11 protein-coding genes and 1 tRNA gene are annotated in these 15,409 nt (G+C 70.8%); 5 read left to right on the top strand and 7 right to left on the bottom strand.

Annotated elements, in window-relative coordinates; genetic code table 11:
• The first annotated feature begins 54 nt into the window (after positions 1-54).
• Positions 55-432 carry a tetratricopeptide repeat protein gene (locus E1161_RS03560; RefSeq protein WP_132619502.1) on the top strand — a complete coding sequence of 126 codons (378 nt, stop codon included), beginning with the start codon at positions 55-57 and terminating at the stop codon, positions 430-432.
• A 138-nt stretch (positions 433-570) separates the two neighbouring features.
• Here E1161_RS03560 and E1161_RS03555 read toward each other — a convergent pair whose 3' ends face one another.
• From E1161_RS03555 to mfd, 5 genes are all read right to left on the bottom strand, one after another.
• Positions 571-1,383, bottom strand: coding sequence for a lytic transglycosylase domain-containing protein (locus E1161_RS03555; protein WP_235874755.1), 813 nt, complete (start codon positions 1,381-1,383; stop codon positions 571-573).
• Between the two features lie 65 nt (positions 1,384-1,448).
• Positions 1,449-2,201, bottom strand: coding sequence for a lytic transglycosylase domain-containing protein (locus E1161_RS03550; RefSeq protein ID WP_132619498.1), 753 nt, complete (start codon positions 2,199-2,201; stop codon positions 1,449-1,451).
• Positions 2,194-3,174 carry a MazG family protein gene (locus E1161_RS03545; protein WP_132619496.1) on the bottom strand — a complete coding sequence of 327 codons (981 nt, stop codon included), beginning with the start codon at positions 3,172-3,174 and terminating at the stop codon, positions 2,194-2,196. Before E1161_RS03545 ends, E1161_RS03550 begins: the two co-directional genes overlap by 8 nt.
• Positions 3,175-3,252: 78 nt before the next feature.
• Positions 3,253-4,182, bottom strand: coding sequence for a SurA N-terminal domain-containing protein (locus E1161_RS03540; RefSeq protein WP_235874754.1), 930 nt, complete (start codon positions 4,180-4,182; stop codon positions 3,253-3,255).
• Positions 4,183-4,445: 263 nt separating this feature from the next.
• The gene (gene mfd, locus E1161_RS03535; RefSeq protein WP_132619494.1) at positions 4,446-8,030 is read right to left on the bottom strand and encodes a transcription-repair coupling factor; all 3,585 of its coding nucleotides are present in this window, start codon (positions 8,028-8,030) and stop codon (positions 4,446-4,448) included.
• 168 nt (positions 8,031-8,198) lie between these two features.
• Between mfd and E1161_RS03530 the strand changes: the two genes are divergently transcribed.
• The gene (locus E1161_RS03530; protein WP_132619492.1) at positions 8,199-9,347 is read left to right on the top strand and encodes a PQQ-dependent sugar dehydrogenase; all 1,149 of its coding nucleotides are present in this window, start codon (positions 8,199-8,201) and stop codon (positions 9,345-9,347) included.
• Positions 9,348-9,466: 119 nt separating this feature from the next.
• Here the strand turns inward: E1161_RS03530 and E1161_RS03525 are convergent, their stop codons facing one another.
• Entirely contained in the window at positions 9,467-10,060 is a 594-nt protein-coding gene (locus E1161_RS03525; RefSeq protein ID WP_207920070.1) for a TetR/AcrR family transcriptional regulator, read from the bottom strand.
• A gap of 179 nt (positions 10,061-10,239) precedes the next feature.
• Positions 10,240-11,208 carry an acyl-CoA desaturase gene (locus tag E1161_RS03520; RefSeq protein ID WP_132619488.1) on the bottom strand — a complete coding sequence of 323 codons (969 nt, stop codon included), beginning with the start codon at positions 11,206-11,208 and terminating at the stop codon, positions 10,240-10,242.
• Positions 11,209-11,724: 516 nt separating this feature from the next.
• Here E1161_RS03520 and E1161_RS03515 point away from each other — a divergent pair.
• From E1161_RS03515 to glmU, 3 genes are all read left to right on the top strand, one after another.
• Positions 11,725-11,795: transfer RNA gene (locus E1161_RS03515), tRNA-Gln, on the top strand.
• 110 nt (positions 11,796-11,905) lie between these two features.
• Complete coding sequence (locus tag E1161_RS03510; RefSeq protein WP_132619486.1) at positions 11,906-13,636, top strand: GGDEF domain-containing protein; 1,731 nt, start codon at positions 11,906-11,908, stop codon at positions 13,634-13,636.
• Positions 13,637-13,873: 237 nt separating this feature from the next.
• Positions 13,874-15,400 carry a bifunctional UDP-N-acetylglucosamine diphosphorylase/glucosamine-1-phosphate N-acetyltransferase GlmU gene (gene glmU / locus E1161_RS03505; protein ID WP_132619484.1) on the top strand — a complete coding sequence of 509 codons (1,527 nt, stop codon included), beginning with the start codon at positions 13,874-13,876 and terminating at the stop codon, positions 15,398-15,400.
• The last annotated feature ends 9 nt before the right edge of the window (positions 15,401-15,409 follow it).

Raw genomic sequence — 15,409 nt, 5'->3', positions numbered from 1 at the left:
CCATCCGGTCGGTGGTCTCGGAACAGCCGATCGCGGATTAACGTTGTCCGCGCCATGACGAACGAAGGCACCGTCGAAGCGTTCCGGCGAGCGGAGGAACTGCTCGCGCAGCGCCGCCCGCTGGAAGCCCTCCAAGTCCTCGAACCCGTTGTCGACGTCGCTCCCGACAAGCCCAGCGTGCAGCTGCTCCTGGGGCGGGCGTACTACTTCTCGGCGCAGCTGCGTCGGGCCGAGCGCGCCTTCCTGCGCGTGCTGGAGATCGATCCGTCCGACCACTACGCGCGACTGGTCCTGGGCCGCACGCTGCAACGCCAAGGTCGCCTCAACGAGGCCCGTGCCCAGCTCCGCCTGGCCGCCACCATGTACCCGGACCCGGCCTACCAGGAAGCCCTCGGCGAGATCAACGCCCACATAGCCGTCCGCTCCTCCTGACCGGACCCTTGATCGGGTCCGCACCGTGCGAAGCGAAGTACCCTCCCGCCCCGTGCTGACCGGATTCCAGTGGGAATCAGGCTTCCGAGTTCCACTGGAATTCCGTGCCTGAGTTCCACTGGAACCCCGGTCCTGGGGTCAGCGGCGGGGGTTTCCTGCTGCTGCGTAGTTCTCGGCCAGGCCGAAGACCTTCTGGGCGTACTCGACGGAGTTGTTGTAGGACATGACGCCCTGCCACCAGCCGGAGCCGGTGGACATGTCACGGCCGTTCGCGCAGAGGTAGCGAGCGGCGGAGACCGCCGCGTCGTCGAGGTTCTGCGGGTCGCCGCGGCCGTCACCACTGCCGTCGGTGGCCCACTTGCGCCACGTCGTGGGGATGAACTGCATCGGGCCGACGGCCCGGTCGTGCTCGACGTCGCCGTCCAGCGTTCCCCCGTCGCTGTCCGGGATCAGCCGCACGTTGGGACCGCCGTCGAGCTTGATGCCGATGATCGGCACCGACGGGCGACCGTCCTCGCGCAGCTGCCGGTTGCCGAACCGGCCGTGGTTGGACTCGATGCGGCCGATGCCGGCCAGCGTGGTCCAGGAGATCCGGCAGCTCGGCTGGTGCTGGCGCACAGCCAGGTCCGCGTTGACGTAGGAGACGACCGCGCGAGCCGGGAGGTCGACGACCGCCGAGATCTGGTTCGCCCACTCACGCACGGGGTCGACGCCAGGCTGGGGCTGCGGCGGGGTTTCCACCTGCGGGGCCTCGACCGGTGGCGCGATCGATCCGGGCGCGACCGGCGCGGGCTTGGGGTCCTCGGGTCGCGGCGGCGCGGCCACCGGTGCCTTCGGCGGGGCGCCCAGTACGTTGACCAGGGCGACGCCGACGACCATCGAGGCCAGCAGCGATACGGCCAGCACGAGGCGTCCGAGGGCCGCGAGCACCATTGGCGAGGTCCTGATCACCCGCACAGGCTACTCGCAGGTAGATCCCGGCTCCAGCACTCCCGGGCACCGACCACCCTCCGGAATCACCCCTCAACCGGCAGTGACCGGCTGAGCTTCCCGTAGTGGTCGGCGTAGTCGATGACGTCCTGGCCGTAGCTGCGGGACTGGTTGTAGTCCAGCAACGCCGCCCAGAACCGGTCGCCGCCGCGCAGGTCGTGGCCGACCGCGCACAGGTACCGCCCGGCGGTCAGCGCGGCGTCGTCGAGGTCCTGCGGGTCGGCGACGCCGTCACCGTCGGCGTCGACCTCGTACTTGCGCCAGGTCGACGGGATGAACTGCAGCGGCCCGACCGCCCTGTCCCACACCGGGTCCCCGTCCAGACCCCCACCGTCGGTGTCCCGGATCTCCTTGACCCCGGCGCTGCCGTCCAGCGGCAAACCGATGATGCGGGGTTCGGGCCTGCCGGTCCCGTCGAGCCGGGCACCGCCGTGCCTGCCGTGGCTGGACTCCACCGAGCCGATGCCGGCCAGCACCGTCCAGCTCAACCCGCAGTCGGGGGCGGAGGCGCTCATCATCTGCTGCGCGTAGCCGTAGGCCTGCAGCGCTGCGCGGGGGATGTTGAGCTCGTCGGACATCCGTTCGGACCAGTCGACCAGCTGGGCCTGCGGCCGTTCCGGCGACGACGCCCCTGGGGCGAGCAGCTCGACCGCCGGTGGGACGACACCGGGATCTGGCGGGGCCGACGCCGACGGCGGCTCGGACGTGGGCGCGGGTTGCGGGGAGCAGGCAGCGAGGGCCAGCAGCAGCGGCAGCGCCAACGCACGGCGGTCACGCATCGGAACCGCTGAGGAGTTCGCGCCAGTCGTCGGAGGTGGGGGCGGTGCCGCCCGCCTCGCGGGCGCGGCGTTCGGCCGCGCGGATGCGCTCCGCGAACTGCAGGGCGACCTCGCGCAGCGCGTCCTCGGGATCGATCCCACCCAGCTTGGCCCTGGCGGCCAGCGCGAACAGCGCGGAACCGGTGTCCTCGCCGGAAGGCATCGCGGCCAGCGGGATTCCGGCCCGGTCCGCCCGCTGGGTGAGCTTGGCGGCCAGCGCGACCGCGGGCTGGCCGAGCGCAACACCGTCCACGATGGACTCCCGCTGCTTCTCCTGCTGCTTGAGCTCTTCCCAGCGCGCGTGCTGCGACTCGGTGTCGAGCACGGTGGTGTCGTCGGCGAAGACGTGCGGATGCCTGCTGACGAGCTTGCTGACCAAACCCGCCGCCACGGCGTCGACGTCGAACGGGTCCTCGGAGTCCTCGGCGGCGACCCGGGCGTGGAAGAGCACCTGCAGCAGCACGTCCCCGAGCTCCTCGCGCAGCGCCGAGCGGTCCTTCTCCGCGATCGCGTCGAGCAGCTCGTAGGTCTCCTCGACGAGGTACTGGCGCAAGGAGTCGTGGTCCTGCTCGGCGTCCCACGGGCAGCCGCCCGGCGAGCGCAGCCGGTCCATCACGGTGACCGCGTCCAGCAGCTCCACCCCCGCGGGCGCGGGGGCGGGAACGACGGCGGCGCCCGCCGCGCGCAGCGATTCGGCGACGGCGTCGATCTCACCGGTGATCAGCACGGTCGGCGCGGTCGCCGCCCGCTCGACGACGTCCTGCGGTGCTTCGGGAACGTCGAGCGCTGCCTTGGCCGCCACCGACAGACCGGTTCCCGCGAAGACTGCGGCGGCCTTGCGGACCAGCGGCAACGCGGCCGCGGGCAACGCCTCGCCGAGCCTGTCGTCCACCAGGACGATCGCAGTACCTCCGGCCACCCGCAGCTCGCTCATACGACGATTGTCCCAACCGGGAACGGCCGCGGTTCAGCGACGTGCGCCACACCCGGGACGAGCCGGCCGAGAACCGGCTCAGGCGCCCTCGTGGTGGTGCGGCTCGATGCGGAAGCCAGTCGTCTCGCCCTCGCTCGGCACGGGCTGGAGCCCGATCGGGTCCCACACGCCGTAGCGGGGGCTGAGGGTGACGCCGACGCGGTCGGCGGTGGCGCCCAGCAGGTAGGTGCCGACGCCCTGCAACGTCTGGTCGTCCACGCCACCGGCCGGGGTGGCCGTGGGTGCGGCCTCGCGGTCGCGGATGAGCGCGACCAGCCACTGACCGGACTTGGGTTCCGGTTCGAAGGCCAGGACCGTCCCAGGCTCGGCGCTGAACAGCGGGGTGGAGGCGGCGAGCTTCGGGCTGTCGACCGCGCGCAGCTGCTGACCCGCGGAGGCCGGGAGGCCCGCCTTGGCATCGGCGGCGATCAGGTCGCGGACGGCCGCGTCGCCCCGCGCCATCTGGTGGGCCTTGCGCTCGGCCTCGGCGCGGGTGGTGGCCTGGGTGAAGTCGAAGGTGACCGCCAGGCCGTCGAAGTAGCGGCGGCCCAGCTCGGTCACCAGCGCCTCGGTGCGCGCCATCTCGTGCAGGTTCCCGGGCGTGAAGATCTTGCCCTCGGTGGCCTGCGGACCGCCCGACTGGTTGATCATGTCGGTGACCTGCTGCTCGGAGGCGGTCAGCCCGTTCTCCCGAGCGGCCTGCGCGACGAGCTCCTGCCGCACCAGCTGACCGGCCAGCGTCCGCCCGAGCTCGTCGTACTGGCCCTGCTCCCGCAGCTGCGGTTTGAGCTCCGGCTCCTTCGCCAGCACCTCGGCGAACCAGGACTGCACCTCGGTGACCGGAATCCGCTGGTCACCGACGATCGCGGCGGCACCGACCTGGTTGGGCCCGGAACCGCACCCAGACAACAGCACACCGGCAACGGCGAGAGAAGCGAACAAGCGGCCACGGCGCAGCGAGATCGTCACGCGGGCACCCTCTCACGAAGTAACCCTCAGATGAAGCCACAACACTGTCCGAAGTCGAACTCCCGCCACCCTCAGATGAGCGCTCAACCACCGTCAGACGAGCGCAGAAGGGGCTTCTGCCCACCGAAGCGACCGGCACCGACGCAAGTTCTGACACGTCTTCTGGCAGGAACAGCCGTAGCGCCGCTTCCCCGTTGATGCTCGGACCCCGGAGCCAGAAGGCGTGTCAGGTTCCGCCAAGCACACCAGCCACGGAGTGCCCATCACGCCGGAACAGGGTCAGTGGTGAGGGTTCCCAGGAAGTCGGCGCACCATTCGAGCAGCGCTTCGTCACGCAGCTGCGGTGCTCCCATGCGGCCTCCTGCCGCGCCTTCGGTGGGGCGTGGCAGCGAGACGGTGCGCAGCGCCGGTTTGTAGACGGCCTTCGGGAACAGGCGCTTGAGCCGAACCTGCTTGGAATCCGGCAGTTCCAACGGCGCGAAGCGCAGCGACGTGCCTTGCAACGTCACCTCGCGGACGCCGTGCTCGCGGCACACCTGCCGGAAGCGGGCGACCTTGAGCAGACGCTCGACCGGCTCCGGCAGCGACCCGTAGCGGTCGGTGAGCTCGGCGCGCACGGCCTCGAGGTCGTCCGGACCCGCCGCCGCGGCCAGCTTCCGGTACGCCTCCAGCCGCAGCCGCTCGCCGGGCACGTAGTCGTGCGGGATGTGCGCGTCGATCGGCAGGTCCACCCGCACGTCGGTGAGCTCCTCCTCGCCCTCGGCGGGCTCGGCACCGGCGTGCTTGCGGAAGGCGTCCACGGCCTCCCCCACCAGCCGCACGTAGAGGTCGAAGCCGACACCGGCGATGTGCCCGGACTGCTCGGCGCCGAGGATGTTGCCCGCGCCGCGGATCTCCAGGTCCTTCATCGCCACCGCCATGCCGGCGCCCAGCTCGGAGTTCTGCGCGATCGTCGCCAGCCGGTCGTGCGCGGTGTCGGTCAGCGACTTCTCCGGCGGGTACAGGAAGTACGCGTAGCCCCGTTCCCGCGCCCGGCCGACGCGTCCGCGCAGCTGGTGCAGCTGGGCGAGGCCGAGCATGTCGGAGCGGTCGACGATCAGCGTGTTGGAGTTGGAGATGTCCAGGCCGGTCTCGATGATCGTGGTGCACACCAGCACGTCGTGCTCGCGCTCCCAGAAACCCTGGATGATCTTCTCCAGCCGCTCCTCGTTCATCTGCCCGTGCGCGGTGACGATCCGCGCCTCCGGGACGAGCTCGCGCAGCTGGCGGGCCGCCTTCTCGATGTCGCTGACCCGGTTGTGCACGAAGAACGCCTGGCCGTCGCGCAGCAGCTCGCGGCGGATCGCCGCGCCCACCTGCTTCGGGTCGTAGGCGCCGACGTAGGTCAGCACCGGGTGCCGCTCCTCCGGCGGGGTCAGGATGGTCGACATCTCGCGGATGCCCGCCATGCTCATCTCCAGCGTTCGCGGGATCGGCGTGGCCGACATGGTCAGCACGTCGACGTGCGTGCGCAACGCCTTGATGTGCTCCTTGTGCTCGACGCCGAAGCGCTGCTCCTCGTCGACGATCACCAGACCCAGGTCCTTGTAGCGGACTCCGGTCTGCAGCAGGCGGTGCGTGCCGATGACGATGTCGACCTCGCCGTCGGCGAGGCCCTTGATCGTCTGCTCGGACTCCATCGGGTCGGTGAACCGGGACAGGCCCTTGATGGTCACCGGGAACGAGCGCATCCGGTCGGCGAAGGTGTTGAGGTGCTGCTGCGCCAGCAGCGTCGTGGGCACCAGCACGGCGACCTGCTTGCCGTCCTGCACCGCCTTGAAAGCCGCGCGCACCGCGATCTCGGTCTTGCCGTAGCCGACGTCGCCGCAGATCACCCGGTCCATCGGCACCGAGCGCTCCATGTCGGCCTTGACCTCGTCGATCGCGGCGAGCTGGTCGCCGGTCTCGGTGTAGGGGAAGGCGTCCTCCAGCTCCCGCTGCCACGGGGTGTCGCCGCCGAAAGCGTGGCCGGGCGAGGACTGGCGGGCGGCGTAGAGCTGCACGAGTTCAGCGGCGATCTCCTTGACCGCCTTGCGCGCCTTGGCCTTGGTGTTCTTCCAGTCCGAGCCGCCGAGCTTGTTCAACGCCGGCGTCTCGCCACCGACGTAGCGGGTGATCTCGTCGAGCTGGTCAGTCGGCACGAAGAGCCGGTCGCCGGGCTGGCCGCGCTTGCTGGAGGCGTACTCCAGAACCAGGTACTCGCGGGTGGCGCCACCGACGGTGCGCTGCACCATCTCGACGTACTTGCCGATGCCGTGCTGGTCGTGCACCACGAAGTCACCGGTCTTGAGCGCTAGCGGGTCCACCGCGTTGCGGCGGCGCGAGGGCATCCGGCGCATGTCCTTGGTGGACGTCCCGTGCCTGCCGCCGGTCAGATCGGCTTCGGTGAGCACCACCAGCCCGATCTCCGGCGCTGCGAATCCGTCTTCGAGCCCGCCGCGCACCACTGTGACCACACCGGGCGCGGGTTCGTCAGCGAGCCCGTCCTCGGCCAGCGAGGCGGGGAGTTCGGCTTCGCGCAACTGCTGCACGGCGCGCTGGGCGGTGCCCGCACCGGCCACGACCAGCACCGCCGCGCCACCCGAGGTGGTGTGGGCGCGCAGGTCGGCGTAGGCGCGCTCGATCTCGCCGCGGTAGGCGTCGGGCTGCTTGAGCGTCAGCCGGACGACCTCGTCGTCCTCGCCTTCCTCACTGGTCAGCTGGGTCAGCGGCCACCAGGGCAGGCCGATGGTCCGGGTGTGCTCGGCGACCTCGGCGAGACCTCGGTAGGCCGAGGCGCCCAGGTCGATGGGGGCCTTGCCGCCGTCGGCGGCGACCATCCAGGAAGCTTCGAGGAACTCCTGACCGGTGCGCACCAGGTCGGCGGCGCGGGCGTGGATCTTCTCCGGATCGGCCGGGACGACGTGCGTGCCCGCCGGGACGAGGTCGCTGAGCAGCTGCATCTCGCCCTCGCACAGCGCCGGGATGAGGGCTTCCATGCCTTCCACCGGGGCGCCGCCAGCGATCTTTCCCAGCATCTCCGCGAGGTGCGAGTCGGCCTGGTGCTGCTCGGCGAGCTTGCCCGCGCGCTCGGCGACCTGCTCGGTGATCAGCAGCTCGCGGCAGGCGAACGCGGTCAGGTCGGTGTCGGTGGCCTCGGGCAGGGAGCGCTGGTCGGCGACCGAGAACGGGCGGATCTCGGTGACCTCGTCGCCCCAGAACTCCACCCGCAGCGGGTGCTCCTCGGTGGGCGGGAAGACGTCCACGATGCCGCCGCGCACGGCGAACTCGCCGCGCTTCTCGACCATGTCGACGCGGTCGTAGGCCAGACCCACCAGGCGTTCGACGGTCTCCTGGAAGTCGACCTCGTCGCCCACCGCCAGCCGCACCGGGCGCAGTTCACCGAGACCGGGCGCGACCGGCTGGATGAGGCTGCGGACGGTGGTGACGAGCACGCGCACCTGCCCGCACGGGTGCTCCTCGGGGTGGGCCAGCCTGCGCAGCACGGAGAGCCTGCGGCCGACGGTGTCGGCGCGCGGCGAGAGGCGCTCGTGCGGCAGCGTCTCCCAGGACGGGAAGACCTCGACGCCCTCGGGGCCGAGCAGGTCGGCGGTCGCGGCCGCGGCTTCCTCCGCCTCGCGGCCGGTGGCCGTGACCAGCAGGACCGGGCGGTCTGCCCCTGCGGCGAGCGCGGCGGCGGTCAGCGGACGAGCTGCGGCCGGGCCTTCCACGACCAGCCGCGGGCTGTCCGCAGAGGCCACCAGACGCCGCAGGGCGGGATCGCGCAGCACGTTGTCGAGCAGTCCGCGCAGGGGACCGGCCTGGCTCATGGAGCTACCTCGCAGCGGAGAAAAGCGAATGCGGACACACCTCTGCCCGCGAAAGATGGGCCAGAGGCGGCGGCCACTCCGGGAGTGGGTACCCCAGACTACGACGCTGCTATGACGGAAACACGACGACCCGTTGGCGGAGACGTGATCGGTGACACACTGATCTTCATGTCAGGCATCAGAACCGCAGCACTGGTCCTGTCCCTGGTCGCCGCCGGTTGCGCGACGGCTCCCCCCGACCCCGCAGGCGCCTCGGCACCGCAGCTGAAGGTCGAGACTGTCGCCTCCGGGCTCGAACACGCGTGGGACGTCGGTTTCCTGCCCGACGGCAGCTCCCTGATCAGCCAGCGCCCTGGGAAGTTCGCGCTGGTCAGCGGCGGCCAGACACGCGATGTGCAGGCTGATCTCGCCTCGGTCCACGCCGAGGGCGAGGGCGGGCTGATGGGCCTGCTCGTGCACCCCGACTTCGCGAACAACCGCACCTTCATCACCTGCCAGACGCACCAGGAGGGCGGGAAACCGGTCGACATCAGGCTGGTCACCTGGCGCCTGGCGGAGGACGGTTCCCGCGCGGACCGCGTCGGCGACCTGCTCAACGGCCTGCCGATCAACTCCTCCGGTCGGCACTCCGGCTGCCGCCCGGAACTCGGCGCGGACGGATCTCTGCTGGTCAGCACGGGAGACACGGCTCAGGCGCCGCTCTCGCAGGACCGCTCCTCGCTCGGCGGGAAGGTCCTGCGGATGAACATCGACACCGGTGCGGCGATGCCGGACAACCCCTTCGCCGACTCCTCCGATCCAAACGAGCGGCTGGTCTACACCTACGGCCACCGCAACCCGCAGGGCGTCGCGCTGCACCCCGACGGCCGGGTGTTCGTGGCCGAGCACGGCCCCGACGTCGACGACGAGGTCAACGTCCTGCGACCCGGCGGCAACTACGGCTGGGACCCGTCGCGGGGCGGCACGACCGACGAGTACGACGAGTCGGTGCCGATGACCGATCTGCAGCGCTTCCCCGACGCGGTGCGCGCGGCGTGGTCCTCCGGCTCGTCGACCGAAGCGGTTTGCGCCGCGGAATTCCTCACCGGTCCGCAGTGGGGAGAGCTGGACGGAGCCCTGGTGGTGCCGGCGTTGAAGGGCAGCAAGCTCCTGATCTTCCGGCTCAACCCCGACGGCACCGCGTCCCCGCCGGAGATCCCGGCGGAGCTCGACGACACCCACGGCCGGCTGCGCGCCGCCCGGCAGGCACCGGACGGCAGCCTCTACGTCACCACTTCGAACGGCACCAGCGACGAACTCCTGCGAATCACGCTCTAGACCGCGGTCACGAAGGCACTTCGACGCGAGTGCGCCGCAAGCCGTGCGTTGGAGACATCAGCAGTGGCGCGGGAGATCCACGGAGCCGCTCCCCTGCCACGGGCACCGCCGAGCGTTCGTCACCTGGTCGTCGGTTTGGGCTTGTGCTCCAGGTGGGAGAGGCCGTTCCAGGCGAGGTTGACCAGGTGCGCGGCGACCTCTTCCTTCTTCGGCTTGCGCGCCTCCAGCCACCACTGGCCGGTGAGCGCGACCATGCCGACCAAGGCCTGGCTGTAGAGCGGTGCGAGCTTGGGGTCGTAGCCGCGGGCGCTGAACTGCAGGCCGAGGATGTGCTCGACCTGACTGGCTATGTCGTTGAGCAGGCTGGAGAACGTCCCGCTGCTGCTGGCCACCGGGGAGTCGCGGACCAGGACCCGGAAGCCGTCGGTGTTCTCGTCGATGTAGTCGACCAGCGCGTGCGCGGCCTGCTCCAGCAGAACCCTCGGATGCCCGGCGTCGAGGGCGGAGACGATCAGGTCCAGCAGGTCGCGCATCTCGCGGTCGACGACGACCGCGTACACGCCCTCCTTGCCGCCGAAGTGCTCGTAGACCACCGGCTTGGAAACCCCGGCGCGATGGGCGATCTCCTCGATGGAGGTGCCGTCGAAGCCCTTCTCCGCGAACAGCGCGCGAGCCACGTCCAGCAGTTGCTGCCGTCGTTCTTTGCCCGTCATCCGGGCGCGCGTCCGAGCCGGAGCCCGCGTCGGCGCCGCCGGTTCGGGCGCGTTCCGCCCGCGTCTCCGTCCTGCCACTCGACCCACCCTAGGTGAGGGACCCGCGTTCGAGGTGCAGGCCCGAGACAACGAGGTGCCCGCGCGGTTCTCACCGCACGGGCACCTCCGGTCGTGAGCGATCAGCCCTTGTGGTCGGTGACCGCGATGCGCGCGAGGCGCTTCTCGTTCGGCCAGCGGACCTTCCAGGCCCAGCCGAGCTTCTCGAAGATCCAGATCGTGCGCGCCGAGATGTCCAGCTGCCCGCGCAGCACGCCGTGCCGCGCGCAGGTCGGGTCGGCGTGGTGCGAGTTGTGCCAGGACTCGCCGAAGGACAGGATCGCCAGCGGCCAGAAGTTGGCGGCCTTGTCACGGCTCTTGAACGGCCGCTCACCGATCATGTGGCAGATCGAGTTGACCGACCACGTGATGTGGTGCAGGAACGACACGCGCACGAGCCCGGCCCAGAAGAACCCGGTGAGCGCGCCCCACAGCGACCAGGTGAACAGCCCGCCGAGCAGCGCCGGCAGCACGAGGCTCGCCGCCGTCCACACCGGGAACAGCTTGTTGGCCCAGACGATGTCGCGGTCCTTGAGCAGGTCCGGCGCGAACCGGTCCTCGTTGGTCATCTCGCGGCTGAACATCCAGCCCATGTGGGAGTGCCAGAAGCCCTTGGTCAACGCAACGGCGGAGGTGCCGAACAGCCAAGGCGAGTGCGGATCGCCCTCGCGGTCGGAGTAGGCGTGGTGCCGCCGGTGGTCGGCGACCCAGGTGATCACCGGGCCCTGGACCGACATCATTCCCGCGATGGCCAGAGCGATCTTGACGCCGCGGTTGGCCTTGAAGGCGCCGTGCGTGAAGTACCGGTGGAAACCGACGGTCACGCCCAGTCCGCTGATCAGCCAGAACGCCACCGCCAGGGCGATGTCGACGGGGCCGATGCCCCAACCCCACAGGACCGGGACGGAAGCGACCAGCGCGGTCATCGGGATCAGGAGGAACGCGTACACCAATGACGACCGTCCGGCCGTTTGCGGCCCTGTGGTCAGGGGCTTCGGCCCGGACTCAGCGCCGACGCCCGGAGCGGCGACGCGCTCGGTTGCTGCGGTCATGCTCAATACCTCGAATGGCGTTGGGGAGGTGGTTAAACGGTTGTCAGCACCGGGTGGTCGTGGTCCCGCAACACCTCCACCCTACGGGACCGTAACTTACGCTAGCGTAGGTTGTTTGATGCGAAATCGTCACCCCCCAGAGGAAAAAAGCGGCGTGTCGCTATTTTCCGGGCATGTCGTGACTTATCCGTTCACCCGATCGTCCGCATCGCGCCGTGCAACCGGGGCCCGCCCCGTTCCGTCTCCCCGGTGTGCCTGCCCAGAACCAGCCGTGCGGGCTTCCGAGCCTCAGCCCCCGACTTCCCGCGACACCTCGACCCCAACGGCGGCAGCCGCTCGCCCCGCCCTGCCGCCCGGCACCGCGTCCCCGGCCCCCGCGCAACCACGGTCGGCACTCGGATTCGGCCGGCCACGTGACTATCTCGGCAGGGCGCCACCGGCCGTTGTCATCGACCGGTAAGCTCACGCTGCGGCGCCGGCGCGCAACGCCCGGTTCCAGGGGCCCAATGCGCCCAATCCGCCGTGGTGTAAAGGCAGCACCTCGGATTTTGGTTCCGATGGTCCAGGTTCGAATCCTGGCGGCGGAGCGAGCAGCCCTCCTGGGCCCGACGCGGTACGCGGCGACGCGCACCGCCCGGGTTCCCCGGGAGACAAGGTGAACAGGGGGTGTGCGCCGCTGCGCGACGACACTGCCGCCGTGCGCGAAGATCCGGTCACCACGCTGGGCGAGGTATCCGACGCGTGGTTGGTCGGTCGCGCCCGCGAACTCAACGCAGTCGGCCAGCACAGCGCCCCGGCCGGCCAGTCCAGCACGATCCGCGAAGCCGACAACTTACTCACCGAAGCCCAGCGCCGGGGTGAACCGCGCATCGTCGCCCAACTCCTCCGGCACTGCGCAGCCCTGCGCCTGACCACCGCCGAACTGGTGGACAGCGCCGACGAGCTGCTGGACGAGCTGCTCAGCCACACCAAGCGCCACGGCCTCGAAGTGCTGCAGGCCGACGCCCACGCGCTGCGCGGACGACGCGCGCTGCTCGTGGGCGCCGAGGACAACGCGCTGACCGAGGTCGCGCACGGCCTCGCGATGCTCGACGAGGAACTGGTCCCCGACCGCACGCTCGGCCGCCGCTCCTGGGAGCGCCTGCTGGCGACCTCGCTGATCGACATCGGCCTGGTGCTGACGCAGCTGGGCATCTACGAGATGGCCGACGAGGTGATGGCCCGCGCCCACCAGCGCATCCGCGAGAGCGGCGGGCCGCACGAGATCGCCGTGCACATGATCAACCGCTGCCGCATGCAGCTGGGCTGGGGACTGCGGCTGGAACGCGTCGGACTGCAGGACGAGGCGGCAAGCCAGTTCTCCACCGCCTCCGCGCTCGCCGTCGCCGTCGAGGGCCCGTGGCGGGAGTCGCTGTTCCCGCGCGTGTCCAACCGCACCGCCGCCGAGCAGATGCCTGTGCTGGGCGCCGCGCACGCCCTCGCTTCCCCCTCAGCCGACCACATCACGCGGCTGGAGGAGATGCGTCACCTCGACCGCTCGATGCACCCGCGGGAGCAGATCATCATGGCGATCGCGCTCTCCCGCTGCCTGGTGCGCGGCGACCACCGCGACGACGCGGTGCGGGTGCTGTCGGAGACGCTGACCACCCTCAGCCACGACTCCTCCGAACCGACCCTGCGGATCTCACTGGCCAGGGAGTTCGCACTGCTCACCGAGCTGGCTCCGGACCGCCCGCGGGACGCCCTCCGCGACTACGCGCTGGAGCTGGAGACCGAGCTGTGGGCGATGCGGGAGGCCCGGGTGTCCACATTGGCCACTCGCCTGGAGAACTCGCGGCTGAGCCACAAGCACGACGCGATCACCCGGCAGGCCCGCGAGGACCCGCTGACCGGGCTGTCCAACCGGCGCGCGCTCGACGACCGGCTGGAGACCCTGCTCGGCGCGCCGGAGGTGCAGCCGCTGGCGGTCGCGCTGGTCGACCTGGACGGCTTCAAGGGCGTCAACGACCGCTGTTCGCACGCCGAAGGCGACGACGTGCTGCGCACCGTCGCCCGCAACCTGCGCGACACGCTGCGCACCGACGACTTCGTGGCCCGCTACGGCGGTGACGAGTTCGTGGTCCTGCTGCCCGGCGCGACGCTCAGCGCCGCCGAGGCCGCGCTGCACCGCACGGTGGAGGCCGTCGACGGGCTGGCTCCGGAGCTGTCCCGGGGTGTGACGCTGTCGATCGGCGTGGTCGCGATGCGCCCGCAGGAGTCCGCCGCACAGGTCCTCGCTCGCGCCGACGCCGCGATGTACCAGGCGAAGCGCAACGGCGGGAACCGCGTCACAGCACTCTCCGGAGTCAACGACCGCGCCGAGCCTCACCCGGCCGAGCCGCCGTCCGGGATCGATCAAGCTGTGTGGATCCCGCCGGACGCACGCTGAAGCGACGTGTCAACTGGTCGGGGAAAGATCACGTTGGCCCAGCTAGGGGGCCCTTTCATCCGCCACCGTCCAGCCGAGCGGCGGTACCATCGCAGCTGCTGCCGGAAGGGGCAGGGGCGCCGAAGGTGAAGGACGACCCGTGCGGTTACCCTTCACCCGCTTGGACGCGACAGGCACGTCGGCCGGCGCCGGATCCAGACTCGGCAGGCCGCTTCTAGAGATCAAGGGAGAGCGCTGATGCTCCAGGGCGACAACGCCCAGCCCTCCTCCCAGCGCGCTGCTGCGCACCCGGAACCGGTCAGCACGGTCGTGCTGGCGGCCGGGGAGGGCACCAGGATGCGATCGGCGACACCGAAGGTGCTGCACCGGATCGCCGGCAGGCCCCTCGTCGAACACGCCGTCCGCGCCGCCGCGGGGATCGATCCCGATCAGCTGGTCGTCGTTCTCGGGCACGGCCGCGATGCCGTCGCCGAGCACCTGAACTCGGTGTCGGACTCGCTCGGCCGCCCGATCACCACCGCCGTCCAGGAGGAGCAGCTGGGGACCGGCCACGCCGTGTCCTGCGGCCTGGCCGAGCTCCCCGACGGCCTCGCGGGAACGGTGCTGGTCAGCTACGGCGACGTGCCGCTGCTCGACGCTGACACGCTGCGCGCGATGCTCGACGAGCACGCCGCGTCCGGCAACGCCGTCACGGTGCTGACTTCGGTCGTCGCTGACCCGACCGGCTACGGCCGGATCACCCGCGACGCCTCCGGTCAGGTCACCGGCATCGTCGAGCAGAAGGACGCAACCGCCGAGCAGGCCGCGATCACCGAGATCAACTCCGGGGTCTACGCCTTCGACGCCGAGGTGCTCACCGGCGCGCTCAAGCGGCTGTCCACCGACAACGCCCAGGGCGAGCTCTACCTGACCGACGTGCTGTCCATCGCGCGCGGCGACGGCCGCACCGTCGGCACACTGATCTGCTCGGACACGTGGCTGGTCGAAGGCGTCAACGACCGGGTGCAGCTGTCCCGGCTCGGCGCTGAGCTCAACCGCCGGCTGGTGACGCGCTGGATGCGCGAGGGCGTCACCGTCATCGACCCGGCCACGGTGTGGCTGGACTGCGACGTGACCCTGGCCCGCGACGTGACGCTGGAGCCGGGTGTGCAGCTGCGCGCGGGCACCACCGTCGGCGAGGGCGCCACCGTCGGTCCGGACACCACGCTGACGAACTGCGCGATCCGCCCCGGCGCGTCAGTGGTGCGCAGCCACGGCGAAGGCGCGGAGATCGGCCCGAACGCCAGCGTCGGCCCCTTCGCCTTCCTGCGCCCCGGCACCTCGCTGGGCGCGGACGGCAAGATCGGCACCTTCGTCGAGACCAAGAACGCCGAGATCGGCGAGGGCACCAAGGTGCCGCACCTGAGCTACGTCGGCGACGCGACGATCGGCGAGAAGTCCAACATCGGCGCCGCCACCGTCTTCGTCAACTACGACGGCGTGAACAAGCACCACACCAAGATCGGATCACACTCACGGACCGGCGCGGACAACATGTTCGTCGCACCGGTGGAGATCGGCGACGGCGCGTACACCGCCGCCGGTTCGGTGATCACCCAGGATGTCCCCCCGGGCGCGATGGCGGTCGCCCGCGGGAGGCAACGAAACATCGATGGCTGGGTGGCCAAGCGCCGCCCGGGCACCGCCGCCGACCAGGCCGCACAGCGGGCTTTGGGCAATGAACCGACCGATGACGCAGAGACGTCGAACGGGGAGGGACGATGACCGTGAGTG

Source organism: Saccharopolyspora aridisoli, from assembly GCF_004348445.1.
Taxonomy (GTDB): Bacteria; Actinomycetota; Actinomycetes; order Mycobacteriales; family Pseudonocardiaceae; genus Saccharopolyspora; species Saccharopolyspora aridisoli.
This window is presented reverse-complemented; position numbering and strand designations above follow the sequence as displayed.